This is a genomic window from Frischella japonica (assembly GCF_014489845.1).
Classification (GTDB): Bacteria; Pseudomonadota; Gammaproteobacteria; order Enterobacterales; family Orbaceae; genus Frischella; species Frischella japonica.
Genome location: NZ_JABURY010000015.1, coordinates 143,123 through 161,182, shown reverse-complemented (window position 1 = coordinate 161,182; position 18,060 = coordinate 143,123). Strand labels below are relative to the sequence as shown.

Annotated in this window: 12 protein-coding genes and 3 tRNA genes; 5 read left to right on the top strand and 10 right to left on the bottom strand. The window is 33.5% G+C overall.

Annotated elements, in window-relative coordinates; genetic code table 11:
- The first annotated feature begins 91 nt into the window (after positions 1 to 91).
- Positions 92 to 1,285: a sugar efflux transporter gene (locus tag FcAc13_RS06780; RefSeq protein ID WP_187755446.1), complete on the top strand. Its 1,194-nt coding sequence runs from the start codon at positions 92 to 94 to the stop codon at positions 1,283 to 1,285.
- 88 nt (positions 1,286 to 1,373) lie between these two features.
- On the opposite strand, the gene FcAc13_RS06775 is transcribed toward FcAc13_RS06780, so the two are convergent.
- On the bottom strand, positions 1,374 to 2,837 hold the full coding sequence (locus FcAc13_RS06775; RefSeq protein WP_220679932.1) for an aminoacyl-histidine dipeptidase: 1,464 nt from the start codon (positions 2,835 to 2,837) through the stop codon (positions 1,374 to 1,376).
- 156 nt (positions 2,838 to 2,993) lie between these two features.
- Between FcAc13_RS06775 and gpt the strand changes: the two genes are divergently transcribed.
- The 4 genes from gpt (at position 2,994) to proA (ending at position 7,818) form a co-directional block, all read left to right on the top strand.
- Positions 2,994 to 3,542, top strand: coding sequence for a xanthine phosphoribosyltransferase (gene gpt / locus FcAc13_RS06770; protein ID WP_187755445.1), 549 nt, complete (start codon positions 2,994 to 2,996; stop codon positions 3,540 to 3,542).
- Between the two features lie 89 nt (positions 3,543 to 3,631).
- Positions 3,632 to 4,918: an alpha/beta fold hydrolase gene (locus FcAc13_RS06765; RefSeq protein ID WP_187755444.1), complete on the top strand. Its 1,287-nt coding sequence runs from the start codon at positions 3,632 to 3,634 to the stop codon at positions 4,916 to 4,918.
- A gap of 31 nt (positions 4,919 to 4,949) precedes the next feature.
- A complete protein-coding gene (gene proB, locus FcAc13_RS06760; protein ID WP_223064549.1) occupies positions 4,950 to 6,050 on the top strand; it encodes a glutamate 5-kinase in 1,101 nt (366 codons plus the stop codon).
- Between the two features lie 511 nt (positions 6,051 to 6,561).
- The gene (proA, locus tag FcAc13_RS06755) at positions 6,562 to 7,818 is read left to right on the top strand and encodes a glutamate-5-semialdehyde dehydrogenase (protein WP_187755504.1); all 1,257 of its coding nucleotides are present in this window, start codon (positions 6,562 to 6,564) and stop codon (positions 7,816 to 7,818) included.
- 62 nt (positions 7,819 to 7,880) lie between these two features.
- On the opposite strand, the gene trhP is transcribed toward proA, so the two are convergent.
- From trhP to FcAc13_RS06710, 9 genes are all read right to left on the bottom strand, one after another.
- Entirely contained in the window at positions 7,881 to 9,257 is a 1,377-nt protein-coding gene (trhP, locus tag FcAc13_RS06750; RefSeq protein WP_187755443.1) for a prephenate-dependent tRNA uridine(34) hydroxylase TrhP, read from the bottom strand.
- Positions 9,258 to 9,885: 628 nt separating this feature from the next.
- A tRNA-Cys gene (locus tag FcAc13_RS06745) sits at positions 9,886 to 9,959 on the bottom strand.
- 37 nt (positions 9,960 to 9,996) lie between these two features.
- A tRNA-Gly gene (locus tag FcAc13_RS06740) sits at positions 9,997 to 10,072 on the bottom strand.
- 30 nt (positions 10,073 to 10,102) lie between these two features.
- Positions 10,103 to 10,190, bottom strand: a tRNA-Leu gene (locus FcAc13_RS06735).
- 758 nt (positions 10,191 to 10,948) lie between these two features.
- Positions 10,949 to 11,383: an A24 family peptidase gene (locus FcAc13_RS06730; protein WP_187755442.1), complete on the bottom strand. Its 435-nt coding sequence runs from the start codon at positions 11,381 to 11,383 to the stop codon at positions 10,949 to 10,951.
- A gap of 128 nt (positions 11,384 to 11,511) precedes the next feature.
- Positions 11,512 to 12,765 (bottom strand): RCC1 domain-containing protein, encoded by a 1,254-nt coding sequence (locus FcAc13_RS06725; RefSeq protein WP_187755441.1) that lies wholly within the window; start codon positions 12,763 to 12,765, stop codon positions 11,512 to 11,514.
- Positions 12,766 to 13,147: 382 nt separating this feature from the next.
- Positions 13,148 to 14,392, bottom strand: coding sequence for an RCC1 domain-containing protein (locus FcAc13_RS06720; RefSeq protein WP_187755440.1), 1,245 nt, complete (start codon positions 14,390 to 14,392; stop codon positions 13,148 to 13,150).
- Positions 14,393 to 14,772: 380 nt separating this feature from the next.
- Positions 14,773 to 16,023: an RCC1 domain-containing protein gene (locus tag FcAc13_RS06715; protein ID WP_187755439.1), complete on the bottom strand. Its 1,251-nt coding sequence runs from the start codon at positions 16,021 to 16,023 to the stop codon at positions 14,773 to 14,775.
- Between the two features lie 12 nt (positions 16,024 to 16,035).
- Entirely contained in the window at positions 16,036 to 18,060 is a 2,025-nt protein-coding gene (locus tag FcAc13_RS06710) for a VWA domain-containing protein (RefSeq protein ID WP_187755438.1), read from the bottom strand.

The following is an 18,060-nucleotide window of genomic DNA, read 5'->3' as shown; positions in this document are numbered from 1 at the left end:
ATAATTAGTGAGTGATAGTAATTATTATAACGCTTGTTGATATTTGTTTCAGGTCTATAATAGACCAAATAACTATTTATTTGGGTTTATCATGTACCGTCAATTCGCTAATCATAATAATATTCTGATTTTTATATCTTTTCTGTTTTCTGCATTTATTATCGGTATTGCCAGTGCACTACAATCACCAACTTTAAGTCGATTTTTGACTTATGAAGTGGCTGCAAATCCAATTCAAGTCGGAGTATTTTATTCCATTAATGCCATTGCTAGTATTGTTGGCAGTTTTTTATTAGCAAAATATTCTGATAGTCACGGTCAAAGACGTTATATAGTACTATTTTGCTGCTTAATGGGAATAGGTAATAGTGTTGTTTTTGCATTAACACGCAATTATTATTTACTTATTACCGTAGGCGTATTTTTTGCTGCGTTAGCCTCTGCTGCAATGCCACAAATTTTTGCCTTAGCGCGTGAATATGCTGAAAAAACTAAACGGAATGTGGTTGTATTCAATTCACTAATTAGGGCGCAATTATCATTGGCGTGGGTTATCGGACCTCCATTATCTTTTGCATTAGCAATCAGTTATGGTTTTAATCTGCTCTATTACAGTATTATTGGCATGTATCTTATTGCCATGATTATAGTCAACTTTTGTTTACCTGCGATACCACGAACACCTAAAACTTTTACCAGTATTGAATCATCCACTAATCCAATAGAGCAATCTTTATTTAAAAATCATAATATTATTTTTTTATTTTTAGCTACTGTTTTTATGTGGACGGCGAATATGATGTATATCATTGATATGCCATTATATGTTGATCAAGTATTGCAACTTGCAGATACTTTGCCTGGTAAATTAATGGGGATAGCGGCTGGGTTAGAAATCCCTGTCATGTTAGCCAGTGGTTATTTAGTCCCGAAATTTGGTAAACGAAATTTAATGTTATTTGCTATTATTTGTGGTTTATTTTTTTATCTAGGTGTGATTACTTTTTCAAATCAATGGGCTTTGATAGGATTACAGATATTCAATGCATTATTTATTGGTATTGTCGCCAATATTGGTATCATTTATTTTCAAGATTTATTACCTAATCGGATGGGGGTTGCGACTACATTATTTAATAATGGCGTAACATGTGGCGTAATATTAAGTGGAATGATTCAGGGCTTCGTGACGGATTTTTATAGTCATCAAGTGATATACTATATTGCTACCGTGATGATGGGATTATCATTATTGTTATGTGTGCAAGTTAGAAATACCAAATAATATTAAAAAATACCTTACCAATTTAACGATCATTGTATATCAGTTAGCATTAAAAAAGGGCCTTAGCCCTTTTAATTTTGTTAGTCGATTACTTTAATTGATCAGCGGATTTTAAAATAGCACATAATAAAGACCAATATTTTTCAACACTTTGAATATTGACTTTTTCGTCGGGTGAATGTGGTGAAACAATAGTTGGGCCAATCGAAATCATATCCAGATGAGGATAGTGTTTAGTAAATAAACCACATTCTAATCCAGCGTGAATAATCATGATTTTTGCTTTTTGTGCGAAGATTTGGTTGTATTTTCCTTCAGCTAATTTTAGTAACTGTGAATCTAAATTGGGTGTCCATCCCGAATAACCACCACTGATTTCATAATTAGCATTAGCTAATTGGCTATGCGAAATTAACGTTGCGACTACGGCATCTTTAGCTGAATCGACTTGCGAACGAATTAAAAAATAAGCTGAAATTTGATTTTCTTTTATATCAACAATACCTAAATTTAACGATGTTTCTACAACAGTTGGCATATTATCGCACATACGTATTACACCGTTTGGTGCACTATTAAGCCAGTTGATCAATTTTTGTTGATGATCAGCATTAAGAACGCGCTTCAATTTATCTTGTGAAATTTCTGTGGCAATAAATTGAATTGATGGTTCAACATGATTTAATTCACTTTCTAAAACCTGGTGATATTGGGTGATTAAAGATTGAAATTTTGCTAAATCTTGACGATTTAAAGAGATTTCAGCGAAGGCCTCACGAGGAATCGCATTACGTAACGAACCACCGTAAAAATCAGCTAAACGAAAATTTATTTCTTGAGCATATTCAGCAAAGAAGCGTACTAATAACTTAATAGCATTACCTCGTCCAAGATGAATATCACAACCTGAATGACCGCCTTTTAATCCTTTTAGTGATAAACGTAAAAAGGTGTCATGTACCTCTGGAATCACAGCATAATTAATGGCAAATGTTGATTTAAAATCAACACCACCAGCGCAGCCAGTGAAAATCTCACCTTCATCTTCGGAATCAGTGTTGATAAGATAATGGCTTTGTAACCAGTTTGGTTGTAATCCAAAAGCTCCCACCATACCGGTTTCTTCTGAAACAGTAATCAATACTTCAATTGGCCCATGTTCAACTTCAGGATCAATAAGAACCGCTAAGGCAGAAGCAAGTCCAACGCCATTATCGGCCCCAAGGGTGGTTCCTTTTGCCTTTACCCATTCTCCATCAATATAAGGTTTGATTGGATCGACTAAGAAATCGTGTTGCGTTTCTTCATTTTTTTGGGGCACCATATCCATATGCGCTTGTAAAGCTATTGATGGTATATGTTCCATACCATTTGTTGCTGGTTTTCTTAATAAAACATTGCCTACTTTATCTAAATGACACTCAATTTTATGGCGATTTGCGAAATCAACCAAATATTTGGTAATCATCTGTTCATGATGTGATGGATGGGGAATTTGACAAATTTGATTAAAAATAACCCAAAGTGAATTAGGTTTTAAAGAAGTAAGCATAATAATCCTCAAATATTCTATTAATAAATAGTAGTTTTTATTTACTACTCACACTATAATAAGGTGCAATTTTACATCCATTTCGAGTCGATTGATATTGTAATTTGAATTGCGCATTATCAGTTTACTCAATTAATCATGAAATTGCAGGTATTTATGTCATTAAATCAACAATCAACTGAACAAGAACTTTTAGCACAAGAAATTAAAGCCAAAAAACAAATCAAAGCTGAAGAAATTGCCGAAAAGAAAAAATATACGGTAACTTGGGAAATGGTACAGATGTTTGGTCGAGAACTATCTGCCAAGTTATTACCCGCATCACAATGGAAAGGGATTATTGCCGTGAGTCGAGGTGGGTTAGTGCCAGCAGCAATTTTGGCCAGAGAATTAAGTATTCGTTATGTGGATACTGTCTGTATTTCTAGCTATGATCATAATCAACAACGTGAAAAAGTCGTTTTAAAACGTGCCGAAGGAGATGGAGAAGGTTTTATTGTTGTTGATGATTTAGTTGATACTGGTAGTACTGCACATTCAATTCGCGAAATGTATCCAAAAGCTAAATTTGTTACCATTTTCGCTAAACCAGAAGGTCGTCCTTTAGTTGATGATTATATAGTGGATATTCCGCAAGATACATGGATTGAACAACCCTGGGATATGGGGGTTACTTTTGTTAAGCCATTGTGTGATCAAAAATAAATTTAAATATGAATCATTTATTACGCTTTTTTTATTACTAATTATGATAATATTTCATTACATAATAAGTAATAACAAAAGCGAAGATGATGAACGAGAAAAATTTATCTGAAAAATTATTTAAACCTAAATTTGATTACCCTGAAACGTCAACTCTTGTTACGCAAATCAAAAGTGGCCAACAACTGACCAATTCATTTTTAGATAGTGAAGGAAATAGCTGTTGGTATCGTGCTATCAATCGCTTGTCTTGGCAATGGCGTGGTTTACCTTTCATTGAAACAGAAGAGGTTTTATCACGAATTTCAATCTCAAAAAAAAGAAGATCCAATCCAAATTGGCTTGATACTGTCGTTGGTTACCAGTCGGGTAATTGGATTTATGAGTTTTGGGCTCAGGCGACAAAATGGCAAAAACAAGCAGACTTTGACGAACAATTAACTGTTGCTGAGTCCGAATTTGAAGCATATCATTCAAAATGTCACCAATCGTGGTTAATGGCCAGTGGTTTTATGACACTTGCGGGATACCCTTATTTTCGTAATGATGATTTAGCAAATCAGGCTGTTTTACTGGCTTATCGTTATTATCGCCATGCAATGGATCATTCACCTTTTATAGTTAAAGATCTTGATTTCAATCTTAATGATAAGGTTATAAAAGCTATTTTACATACACCTTTAAAAAAGAGTGATCCTATACGCGCATTCCCGGTGGTTTTACTTTGTTCAGGTTTAAATGATTTACAGATTGATTTTTATCGTTTCTTTATTGAGCATTTGGCACCACTCGGTATAGGATTATTGACTGTTGATAATCCATCGATGGGAAATAGTAAGCATTTTAATTTATCACAAAATACTTCTATAATTCATCAAGCTATTTTAGAGCAAATTAGAACTGTTCCATTGATTGATTATCAAAATGTTATTTTATTAGGTTATCGGTTTGGTGCTAATATTGCTACACGACTTGCCTATTTAATGCCTTCAAAAATAAAAGGACTGATAAATATTGCTCCAATTATTCATCAAATATTTATTGATCCACAAATGCAAGCTAAATTACCGATGATTTATCGTGATATGTTGGCTGATCGTATTGGTTTAAAAAACTTTTCTGAACAACAGTTACAAGCTGAATTAAAATTCTTTTCGCTTAAAGAACAACGATTATTAATTAAGCCATGTAATGTACCTGTTTTAAACATTTTTTATGAAGGCGATCTGCTAAATAATATAGAGGAAACTAAATTAATCACCTCTACTAAGTCAACTAAACTATTTAAAATACAATTGCTAACACTAAAACAAGATTTACAACAAAGATCTCAAAATCTGGCAAATTGGTTAAAAGATTTAGTTTTTCGATCATAATAATTTAAATAATGTTAAAAGTGGCGAAATTATGAAACCTCAAACATTTGTAATCAAACTGGGTACTAGTGTGTTAACATGTGGGAAAACATCACTAAATCGAGCCAGAATTCTTGAAATAGTAAGACAATGTCATCAGTTATATCAACAAGGACATAAGATTATTATTGTGACTTCAGGTGCTATTGCTGCAGGTCGCGAAGCGTTGGGTTATCCAGAATTACCCAACACTATTGCATCAAAACAGTTATTGGCTTCAGTTGGACAAGGCAAACTTATTCAACTTTGGGAACAATTGTTTTCAATTTATCAAATTGCTATTGGTCAAATGTTATTAACTCGCGCTGATTTAGAAGATCGAGAACGTTTTTTAAATGCGAAAGATGTATTACAAGCATTGTTGAATAATCATATTATACCCATTATTAACGAAAATGATGCCGTTGCCACAGCAGAAATTAAAGTGGGTGACAATGATAATTTATCAGCATTAGCGGCAATTTTAGCGCAAGCCAATAAATTGATTTTGTTAACCGATCAAGAGGGGTTATTTACTGCCGATCCTAGAAAAGACGCCACTGCTAAATTAATTAATGAAATTGCAACCATCGATGAACATTTGAAATCTCTTGCTGGCGAAAGTATTTCGGGATTAGGAACCGGTGGTATGAGTACAAAACTTCAAGCGGCAGAGATAGCCGGAAAAGCAGGTATTGAAGTGATAATTGCAGCAGGAAGCCGATCAAATGTTATTATGGATATTGTACAAAATGTACAGGTAGGTACGCGTATAAAACCCTGTCAAACTCCGCTAGAACATCGCAAACACTGGTTATTTGGTGCTCCACCAGCCGGCAGTATTACGCTTGATGATGGCGCTGTAAATGCCATTTTAACGCAAGGCGGTTCAATTTTACCCAAAGGTATCATTCAGGTATCAGATAATTTTTCTCGTGGTGAAGTAATAGATGTTTTAAATCATCATGGTCAAAGCATTGCAAGAGGTGTAACGCGTTATAATAGTGATGCTTTAAAGCAGATAGCCGGTCATCACTCGCAAGATATCAGTAAATTGCTTGGCTATGAATATGGTCGAGTTGCCTTGCATCGTGATGACATGATTACTATTTAACATTGATTTAAAAATAATGCCTATCAAATAGATTAAAAATTGATTAGCTATTAATAGTTAGGCTGTGAAATTTTTAATTTATTAAATTAATACTGAATTGAAATTAAATTTAGAACACGAAACAGCCAATTTGCTTTTCCATGATGGATAGGACAAATGACTATTAATGAAGTAATAATTTTTTACGTGTGCCATAATATTAGGCTATAAATAAAGCTCAAATAATTAGCGTTTTTATTATATTAGTATTAACTAAACTGTTCAGATTGCGTGAGTTAATAATAGCTGTATTTGCAATATGTGCTTTAATTTGAATTAAATTATCTTAGGCGTAGGCGTATATTAAGTTATCATTAATCATTCTCTAAAACGCTATGGTGAAAGCAGGATTGCATTTTTGAAATCTCCTAACGAATTCACTCAAGCATTAAATATTTCAAATAAAGATAAATCTAAATAATGGTAAATGGTTTAATTGAATGAGAACAAAGAGTTAAACAGGTAATGTATGATGATTAACCAGATAGGGAAAGCTGCTAAAACAGCAGCGTTTGAATTATTATTAGCAACCACATTACAAAAAAATAGGGCATTAAGTACGATAGCTGACGGATTATTACAATACCGCGATATCATTCTCGCCGCCAATCAAATTGATATTCAGTTTGCGCAACAAAATGGTTTGAGTGATGCCATAATTGATCGTTTACGCTTAACGGATGAACGATTGAAGGCAATTGCGAATGATGTTCGTAAAGTGATTACCTTAAAAGATCCGATTGGCGAGATAATTGATGGTTCGATTCTAGAAAGTGGTTTGAAAATTCAACGAAAACGGGTGCCGATTGGCGTAATTGGTGTCATTTACGAAGCTAGACCAAACGTCACCATTGATATTGCTACGTTATGCTTAAAGACAGGTAATTCGGCAATTTTACGAGGTGGTAAAGAAACCATTAATACCAACAAAGTCATGATTGAAATCATTCAGCAAGCTTTATTGCAAGCTGATTTGCCAATTAAAGCGATACAGTCGATCAATGATCCTAATCGTCAATATATCACCCAATTACTCAAACTTGATCAATATGTCGATATGATTATTCCGCGAGGAGGGGCTGCTTTGCATCAATTATGCCGTGAACAATCAACGATACCAGTGATTACCGGCGGAATAGGGATTTGCCATATTTTTATGGATGACACCGCTGATTTGGATAAAGCGTTACCGATTATTATTAATGCAAAAACTCAACGACCAAGCACCTGTAATACTTTAGAAACTTTATTAATACACCAAAACATTGCCAAAGAATTTTTACCAAGGTTACATCAGGTAATGACTGAGAAGGGCGTTAAGCTACATGTTGATAAGGAGGCTTTTTCAATACTACAATCAGCAGGATTTACTGCCATTGAACTTGTTACCGATGAACAATTACGGCAAGAATGGTTGTCTAATGATCTTAACATTGTGATAGTGGATTCATTAATGGCAGCAGTAAAACATATCCGTGAATATGGATCAGGGCATTCTGAGTCGATCTTAACGCGAAGTCTAGCTAATGCTGAACAATTTGTTGCTAAGGTTGATGCAGCAGCAGTATACGTAAATGCGTCAACACGTTTTACTGATGGTGCACAATTTGGATTAGGTGCTGAAGTGGCAGTGAGTACTCAAAAGCTCCATGCCCGTGGACCAATGGGATTAGAAGCATTAACTACCTATAAATGGATAGGTTATGGGGATGATTTAATACGTGAATAATCAATGAATACGAATACCAATAAAAATGTTTAAAGGTTAGGCGACTATAGTCGCCTAAAAAGTTATTTGCTTTGTGGATTTGTGGTAGTTGCCCCATTGCTAAAATTACGCATTAATAAGGCATAATCTAAAGGAATATTATCTGGAATAGCTAGATAAACAATATGGCCATCGCCTAAACCTGATTGCAAAGATTGGCCTTTTTTATTTTGCATACTTTCAATAACAAAGGTATGATTACCTTTTGGTGTCATCATTTCAACGCTATCACCAACTGAAAAACGATTTTTTACAATCACTTCGGCGAGTCCATTTAAACGTTGACCACTAAATTCTCCCACAAATTGCTGTTTATCGGAAACAGAATGGCTGTGTTCATAGTTTTGCATATCTTCATGATGATGACGACGTAAAAATCCTTCAGTATAACCACGATGCGCTAAAGCATCTAATTGAGTTAATAACTGAGGGTTAAATGGTTTGCCCTCTGCCGCTGCATCGATAGCTTGGCGATAAACTTGGGCAGTTCTAGCACAATAATAAAATGACTTTGTGCGACCTTCAATTTTGAGCGAATGTACGCCAATTTTAGTCAAATCTTCAACTAATTCTATCGCACGTAAATCTTTAGAATTCATAATATAAGTGCCATGTTCATCTTCATAAGCTGGCATAAATTCACCAGGACGACCAGACTCTTCTAACATAAAAACTTGATTAGTCGGTCCGCCAATACCTAATGTTGGTTCAACTTGGTTAATTTTAATTGGATCTTGTTTATGAACAATTTGTCCTGTCTCGTCTTGCTTACCTTCAGATATATTATATTTCCAACGACAGGCATTAGTACAGGTTCCTTGATTAGGATCACGTTTATTAATGTAACCTGATAGTAAACACCGTCCAGAATATGCCATACACAAAGCACCATGAATAAACACTTCTAGTTCCATTTCTGGTACTTTTTCACGTATTTCAGCGATCTCATCTAATGACAACTCTCGAGAAAGTACAATTCGTGTCAAGCCCATTTGTTGCCAAAATTTAACTGTTGCCCAGTTAACTGCGTTGGATTGGACTGATAGATGGACTTCCATTTCTGGAAAATGTTCTCGTACTAGCATGATTAAACCAGGATCAGACATAATAAATGCATCTGGCTTCATATCAACAACTGGTTTTAAATCACGTATAAAGGTTTTAAGTTTAGAATTATGTGGCGCAATATTGACTACGACATAAAATTTCTTACCTTGAGCATGGGCTTCATTGATGCCAATTGCTAAATTTTCATGATTAAATTCATTATTACGCACTCGCAAACTATATCGAGGTTGACCTGCATATACGGCATCAGCTCCATAAGCAAATGCATAACGCATATTTTTCAATGAGCCGGCAGGGGATAGCAGCTCTGGTTTAGCATATAAAATTTCCATTAAGAAAATGCCTCTGATTTCAAGTCAGTACTAAGTTAGGATACTTAGTTATTAAGCAAATAAATAAGGCGCAGATTTTACGCTTTGATGTGAAGAATAGCAAATGTAAATTTACTGAGGAATGTCAAAGTGTTTATTTTATCATTATAAAAAGTAAGCTAATTTTTTGGTCAATAGCAGTAATTGACAATGAGTGTGGTGCAATAAATCCTGATTGTTTTAGCATAGCATTTATCAAATAACTACACTTATTTTATATATGATTGAGAATCGTATTTTTACAATTCTAATCCTTTTGGTATTTAAATTCAGTGATTGCTTTATAGCGGTTCAATATTATGCAGACATAAATAAAATATCCTTTCACTGTTAAAATTATTACATATATATTTTCCTGGAAGCTATTTTGATAACTCAATAAGATGGCTTGAGTTTGTTAACCAAGCCTTCGTTTTTAGAATCAAAAAGAAATTATATAAGGTAGTTAATTGTTTAGTGGCATGATATTGAACTGAATAATTCGTTCTAAAAGTTATTTAAAAAATATATATCTTCACCAAATTATATAAAGTAGATTTATATTAAATTTTTTAATGAATAATGGGGAACAAATTTGAAATATCTATTATGGAGGCGCGTCCCGGAATCGAACCGAGGTCCACGGATTTGCAATCCGCTGCATAACCACTCTGCCAACGCGCCATTTATCTCTTTATTAAGTAAATCGTTTTAGATAAATTGGAGCGGGAAACGAGGTTCGAACTCGCGACCTCAACCTTGGCAAGGTTGCGCTCTACCAACTGAGCTATTCCCGCGTAGACGTTAATTAGTTTTCTAATTAATATTGGTGCCCGGGGCGAGACTTGAACTCGCACGGCTAAAAAAGCCGAGGGATTTTAAATCCCTTGTGTCTACCGATTTCACCACCCGGGCGAAAAACACATCACTAAAGTAATTGCGTTTTGAATGATGTGCATTTTAACGATTATATCTTTTGAGTCAACAATATTTTTAAATAAATCGTTTGATTGGTTAATGTTTAGTTAATTTCAGAATTAGAATTACGCTTTTCCTTAAATTCAGCTTCCAAAACTAACCACAATAGTTAATGTAATGAATTAAATTTAACCAAATTTATTTATTGCTCAAAAAGTTTATAAAGAAGTGAGGTATAATCTAGTTATATTTAAAAGTGGCTAATTAAAAATTGACAAGGTGATTTTGTTAATAAAACACGATTAATCTTATATAGGAATATTTTTTATGTTTATATTAATTATAAATTGTTAAGCGTGAAATTGAATCTTACCATTAGAATTAGTGTTAACATTAATTCTGTAATAAAAATAATTTAAAAAATATCGATTTACAATTTAAGTTTGAATAACTTAAATTGAACCTTTAAATTGATTAACCAGCAGTAGAGGAATTTAGCTACAACAATATACAAAATATATTTTTTACTAATAAATAATGCCAACGTTATTACGATTTTTTATAAGAATACTAAATAACAAAGATTAACAAATGAGTTAATTTTCTATTTTTACTTTGCATTACTATTTCTATTTTCTTAATTAAAATTGGTAGGATAATGACAGCAATTTTAAATAAAAATAGCAATTAGATGGCGTTGGTACACACACTGACGCATGTGATATTAAAAGATAGTTTTATCTGCAACTTTTCGATTACAGTGCCAATTTTAGATAAGTGATAATGATATAACTCAAACTAATTGCTACTCCATACGGAATGGTTACTGTGGATTTTGTGATGGTTTTTCTGATTAATGCAAATATAGCGAGTGGTAAACCCAAAAGAGTCATCAATATAAAAAAATCCCAAATTTGTTCAGTAGGTAAGGATAGCAATAACACACTAATTAATTTTATATCACCGGCTCCCATTATATTAAAACAGAATATTAAAAGACCAATAACAAAGAAAATAAGCGCAGCAATATAGTTAAGCTCTCCACTACCAATCAAAAAATTGGCTAGGATAATTATAAATACGGCGATGACAATTGAATTGTGAATTATTCTGAATCGGATATCTGTATAACAAACTACAATTAAAATCATCCAAATTAAAAATAAACAAATATTATTTAGTAAAAACATTCTGACTTAACCTAATATTTTGGTAGATATCATGATATAAAAATTTTTTATATCATGATGTACGATTAAACCTTTTATAATCATCTGTTAAGGGCTACACTTCTTTACTGTTGAAGGTATTTAGTAATCTATTTACCTTGTCCTGCAATATAGTCATCACCATAAGCCTTTTTCATTTGATTAACTACAAAACTACTCATCGGTCTACCAGGCCATCCAATATTTCCTGCACGCCCAAATTTATGGGCAGCACCGTAGCCAACACCATAAACGTCACCTTTGTCCGTCCAATAGATTAGATGATGTTTACCGCCATCGACTTTAGTGATAGTATCGTAGTGATTACGCTTTATAGGAACTCCTCCACCTATGTCATAGCCTTCTGCTCCCCAAGTATAAATATCGTTATCAGAAGTGATAGCAAGGGAACTAATATAACGACAATAAAGTGTTTTAACTTTTGACATTATCATGACTGGTACTGCGGTTAAACCACCGTATCCTTTACCTAACATTTTCAAATTACCAATACCCCACACTTCACCATTATCAAGTAAATATTCAGTATACCCTTCGCCACCACAGATATATTCGACTTTGTGACCATCAACTTGAATGTTCAATGGTACTGGTCTATCACGGTATACGTGCGCACCTCCGTTTTCGTAGCCAAAACTATTATGCTGATCATCCCCCCAACCAAATATTTGACCGGAAGCATTTACCGCATAACCACCTTCATAGGCAGACCCTATAAGCACAACAGCTTGATTATTAAAATATTCTTGAGGAATTTTTTGAATACCATTAATTGCTCTTAATGTGCCATTGCCCGTTTGGCCATAAATACTGTGACCCCAAGTATAGACTTCACCTGATTTAGTTAAAGCCATTGAAACGTATTCTCCAGCGCCAATTTGGATTACGCTTTGACCCTCCAAAATACGACATGGGGTATTGATGTAAGCAGCACGACAGACAAACGCCCCTGCTTCAAAAAAACCGTTTTGTCCCCAACCCCAGACATCACCTTTATCATCAAGGGCTAAAATATGATAAGCACCACCAACAGCTTGAGTAATACTAATTTTTTCGTCTAAAAATTTTTGAACACGTTGTGGGGGAGATGCTTCATTATGTGGGTTATGCCCAAGTCCTGATATACCCGCATTACGAAATCCCCATATCCAAATATCTCCATTTTCAATAGTTACTCCAGTGTCAATCATACTCGTACCACCAACGCCGCCATAAGGAACTATAGAAAATGTAGCTCCTATTTCAAAATCCGTTACTTTCTCAACTTTATCATTGCCGATTACAAAGACAGAAGTAAAAAATGTTATTAAAAAAATAACATAATTAAATATTTTACGCTTCATTTTTATTATACCTTTCTGTTATTTTTAGATGAAATTACCTGTTTCAGCTTCAATAATTTCACAAATTATTTCAAACACATCCAAATCATGTTTGGTAATATGAATGCATTTTTTATACCTACCACCATAAGAAGCTTATTTAGATGATAGTTTTATAATAAAAAAATAGACATTTATAATGTCTATACTTTGTATAAAAATTAGCGTAATAATTTTACCTATTTTATTGTCTTTAGAAAAGGAACAGTTAGCGGTTTAGCATAAAAATAATTTCTGCTATCACACTGAACTATAAAAATTTATTATATTATGATATCTGATGAAATCTCCTAATAACATTTGGTTACGCTATATATTATATAGCGGAAAAAGATTAAATGATTTATTGTCCTTGTCCTGGAATATAATCATCGCCATAAGTTTTTTTCATTGTTTTAATTACAAAACTAGTCATTTTCCTACCAGGCCATCCATAAATTCCAGCATACCCAAATTTGAATTCATTACCGTATCCAACACCATAAACATCACCTGTATCAGTCCAATAGATAATATGATGTTTACCGCCATCGACTTTAATAATATTTTTATGGTGATTACGCTTTATCGGAGATGAACCGCCCATATCATAGCCTTCTGTTCCCCAAGTATAAATATCGTTATCAAAAGTGATAGCAATGGAACTAATATAACGACAATAAAGTGTTTTAACATTTGACATTATTTTGACTGGTACTGTTGTTGTTCCAGATCTCGCCCCAATACCTAATTGTCTCTTATCACCTAAGCCATACACATCACCATTATCAAGTAAATATTGAGTAAAACCATTACCGCCACAGATATAATCGATTCTATTCCCATCAACTTGAATATTTAATTCTATTGGTCTCACACGTTGCGTGCTTTCTGGGTAGCCGAAAGAGTTTAATTCATCATCCCCCCAACCAAATACTTGACCAGAAGCATTTACCGCATAACCACCTTCATAGGCAGCTCCTATAAGTACAACAGGTTGATTATTGAAATATTCTTGAGGTATTTTATGGAGTCCAATAATTGGGTATTTATTACCAGTGCCTACTTGAGCCAAATCATTATGTCCCCAAGTATAGACTTCACCTGATTTGCTCAAAGCCATTGAATTGTATTCTCCAGCGCCAATTTGGATTATATTTTGATACTTTAAAATACGACATGGGGTATTGACGTATGCTACATTACAGACACCCGCACCGGCTTCCTTATAACCATTTTGCCCCCAACCCCAGACATCACCTTTATCATCAAGTGCTAAAATATGATAACCACCACCAGCAGACTGGATGACATTTTTGTTTTCTTTAAATAATTCATTAACATATTGTGGGGGAGAGCTATTCAATACGAAGAATCCATTTCCTGATTGACCAGAACCACGAAATCCCCATATCCACACATTACCATTTTCAATGGTTACTGAAGTGTCAATCATATTTACACCTCCAACGCCACCATAAGGAACCATAGACAATGTAGTTCCTATTTCAAAATCTGTTACTTTCTTAACTTTCTCATTGCAAATTACAAAGACAGGAGTAAAAGATGTAATTAAAAAAATAACATAATTAAATATTTTACGTTTCATTTTTATTATGCCTTTCTGTTATTTTTAGATGAAATTACTTTTTTCAGCTTCAATAATTTCACAAATTATTTCAAATACATCCAAATCATGTTTGGTAAGATGAATGCATTTTTTATACCTATCACCATAACAAGCTTATTTAGATGATAGTTTTATAATAAAAACTAGACATTTATAATGTCCATACTTTGTATAAAAACTAGCGATATAATTTCATATATTTCATTGTCTTTAAAAAGACACGGTTAGCGGTTTAGAATAATCATCATTATTGCTATTACTTTAAGCGATGAAAATTTATTATATTATGATATTCGATGAAACCTCCTAATAACATTTGATTCCGCTATATATTATATAGCGGAAAAATATTAAATGATTTACTGTCCTTGTCCTGGAATAAAATCTTTGCCATAAGCTTTTTTCATTTCATCAATGACAAAATCCATTTTATTACCAGGCCATTGAACATTGTCAGAATTTGTTTTATTAAGTTTATGGGCAGCACCGTAGCCAACACCATAAACGTCACCTTTGTCAGTCCAATAAATAATATGATGTTTACCGCCATCGACTTTAGTTATATTTTTATGATGATTACGCTGTATCGGAGATGTACCGCCCATTTCATAGTCTTCTGTTCCCCAAGTATAAATATCGTTATCAAAAGTGATAGCAATAGAACCAGCATAACGACAATAAAGCGTTTTAACATTTGACATTATTTTGACAGGTTTTGCTGTTTTTCCTGTTTTTGCCTCAATCCCTAACTGTGAATTAAGCCCCATACCCCATACTTCACCGTTATCAAGCAAATATTCAGTAAAACCTTCGCCGCCACAGATATAATCCACCCTGCGACCATCAACTTGAATGTTTAATGGTACCGGTCTAGTACGATATACATGCTCATCGCGGTTTTCGTAGCCGAAACTGTTATGTTGATCATCCCCCCAACCAAATATTTGACCGGAAGCATTTACTGCATAACCACCCTCATAGGCAGCACCTAAAAGTATAACAGGTTGATTACCAAAATACTCTTGAGGTATTTTATACATACGATTTATATCATCTTGTCTTCCATTGCCTATTTGGCCATAACTTCCGTGACCCCAAGTATAGACTTCACCTGATTTACTTAAAGCTAGTGAAACATATTCTCCAGTGCCAATTTGGATTATATTTTGATACTTTAAAATACGGCAAGGGGTATTGATGTATGGTTGATTACAAATACCAGCACCCGCTTCATTTTTCCCGTTTTGTCCCCATCCCCAGACATTACCTTTTTCATCAAGGACTAAAATATGATAACCACCACCAGCTGATTGGATAATATTAACTTTCTCGTTTAAAAATTTCTGAACACGTTGTGGGGGAGATACTTCATTATACGCGTCATATCCAAGTCCTGATATACCCGCATTACGAAATCCCCATATCCAAATATCTCCATTTTCAATGGTTATAGAAGTGTCAATCATATTAACACCTCCAACGCCACCATAAGGAGCCATAGACAATGTAACACCCAGTTCAAAATCTGTTACTTTCTCTTTTCCAGTAGCAAAGACAGAAAAAATCGATGCTATAAAAAAAATAACATAATAAAAAATACTACGCTCCATTTTTATTACTCTCTATTTCCGTAAAATAAAATTACCTGTTTCAGCTTCAATTATTTCACGAGTTATTTCAAATACTTCAAGTTCATCACTGGCGAAATGAAGATATTTCTTATAATCATCGCCTCCAGATGCAGTTGTAACCAATCCACTATTCGATGTTTTATAAGACGACTTTACACAATTAACCCATGGTCCGAATTCTTGTTTAGCTTCATCTTCTGACAAACTATCAATCGATTTTCCTGCATATATTGGCGATAGTTTTATATAATGAAAAGACGTACTTTTAACTTGATTATTTAGAAAAACTCTCCTTGTAGTCAAACATAAATCCTTTTTATTAAGAAAAGTCTCAGTTAGTTTCTCAGCCCCAGAATCATCTTTACCATCACTTAAAACGATAAAAATTTTATTATCACCTTTACCTTTATATAGTATTGGTATAGAGGTCAAAAAACCAGACATAGTATCGGTTCCCCCACCAGGTTTCCAAGATGCTTTTCCTAAAATATCGGATATTTCTGAGGCACTAGTTAGATCAACCAAATAAGGGCCATTTTTAAAGAGGGGGACTTTCCAATAAGTACTATCAAATAATTCAGATTCATGCAATTTACTTTGACCCGCAAACATAACCCCGTTGTTATATAAAGGGGATGAACACATAGCTTGGAATGGTGTAAAATCTGATGTAGCAGGAACAATAGGGCGGGTAAAAGTAATTGGTTTATAGTTGTGCGCAAACAAATTATTTATCGTACCATCGAAATCTATCGTATTATTATTAGCTAAGGATAAATGATTGTTATAACCGGAATCATCGGAATACATGTAATCATACAATTGCACCATGTAAGCATATTGTTTTTCAACTTTTCGCCGATTAGAATCAGAAAGTGGATAATCTTTCTGATCAATACCACAAGAATATCTGTATTTAGCAAATGCGGTAGAACCAGGTGTTTGGTAATTTTTCTTACAATAACCTGCTGTTTGTAACTGATAGTCATTAAAATAATTTTTTGCAGGTCCGACAATTTTGGAATAATATTTATAGTTATAATAATCTAGATAATAGAAAATAAAGCTAGAATGATCAATACCAAAGAAACCAGTACCCATCTGAACACCAAAATAGGTGTAATTTAAATAATTGGTTATTTTGCCTGCATCTTTTAATTTTTTCCATTCTCTGAAAAAAATATTTTTGTTTGCCCAAAATTCAAAATCTATTGTATCAAAGGGGTTTTTTAACTTATAAGGTACTGAACAGGAATAGGATTGTCCTCCTAAAATATTTTTTCCATTATTTGCAATTGGAACACCAATATCATAAGGTATTAATGCATATGAGTATTCTTCAGGTTGAGAATAAACATCTACTATTTTTTTAATGGCTGACATCGCTGCATTAATTCTGATTTTTGGTTTAATTGATGATGTACCTTCCATTATTTCAGAGTATTTATTACAATTACCATCAGACTCTAAACAGGTGGATGATCCTGAAAAATCAGCAATAAAAGCGATGTCATATTTGTTAAGATTTATTTCTTGTCTACGAGTATTACCATAACCTTTCTGATCATTATTTACATCTATGGAAGAACCAAGTTTACCTAAGGAATCCGATTTTATTAATGCATCGACTTTACGATTATAAGAAATGTAATATTCTTTTTTCTCCTTATCATAAATAACATCTAGCATGCTATCGGTGTCATAAGAATTGGCATTAATTTCATTTTTTAAATAATAATTAATGTAACTTTGAGCTATTGCTTTGTTTTCTAGATTAGCTTTTAGACCTTCATTTTTATTATTTAGCGCCAATACTGCTAACGATGCCTCATTAGTTGCTTCTGAAACAGCAATTTTATCTCTAAGAGTTTTCGAAGTATTTATACTAAAAGCAAAACATAATGCAATTGTTGGTAACATAATAGCAAAAGGTATAATAATGCTACCAGCGTTATCGTTAAAAAAGCCAAATATAAATTTTTTTTGTTGATTAAATATTTTTTTAGTTTTTTTCAT